The sequence below is a fragment of the Roseomonas sp. TAS13 genome (assembly GCF_001950415.1).
GTDB classification, from domain to species: Bacteria; Pseudomonadota; Alphaproteobacteria; order Acetobacterales; family Acetobacteraceae; genus Roseomonas; species Roseomonas mucosa.
On sequence record NZ_BDLP01000764.1, the window covers coordinates 1 to 745 of the forward strand.

The following is a 745-nucleotide window of genomic DNA, read 5'->3' on the forward strand; positions in this document are numbered from 1 at the left end:
GCCGCGGGTGGGGGTCTTCGAGAAGAAGACCAGCAGGAGAGGCGACCCGTGACCCACACCCCTTCAATCCTTCCCGCGACCTCCGTCCCGATCGCTCGCATCCGCGGCGCCCTGGGCGAGAAGGTGCTGCGCAAAAGCCCGGAGCTGTTCAACCAGTCGCTGCCCACCGTGCTGGCCGAGGTGCTGCAGAACGCCCGCCGGGCCGGCGCCACCCGGGTCGAGATCGAGCATTTCGGCGAGGAGGGCCGGGCCACCCTCGTCGTGCGCGACGACGGGCACGGCATCGCCGACATGGGCAAGCTGGTGACCTTCGGCGCCTCCGCCTGGGACGAGCGGACCGACCTGGTGGAGAACGCCGCCGGCATGGGGGTGTTCTCGCTCGCCTCGCGCGGCGTGACGGTGCGCTCCCTCGGCCGGCGGGTGACGCTGAGCCGGGCGGTGTTCTGCGGCGAGGCCGACGCCGCGGTGCTGCCCGACCCCGGGATGGACGCTGGCACCGAGCTGACCTTTCCGGTCACGGAGGCTGGTGTTGCGCGGCTCGTGGAGCGGGCGTGCCGCTTCTACCCATTGCCGGTGACGCTGAACGGCAAGCCCTTGGAGCAGAACGACTTCCTGGCCGGCGCCGAGCATGTGGTGGAATGGCAGGGGCTGCGCCTGGGCGTGTTCCGGGAGCCTGGACCTCAGGTGCTGGATCTGTTCGACCGCCACCGTGGCTGGAGCGGCTGTCTCTTGATCACAAGTCTCG

Annotated in this window: 1 protein-coding gene; it reads left to right on the forward strand. The window is 70.6% G+C overall.

Features of this window, described 5'->3' with window-relative positions; genetic code table 11:
* Nucleotides 1–48: 48 nt before the first annotated feature.
* Nucleotides 49–745 (forward strand): ATP-binding protein (locus tag ROTAS13_RS25390; protein WP_171979257.1); only part of this gene is annotated, 697 nt, incomplete at its 3' end.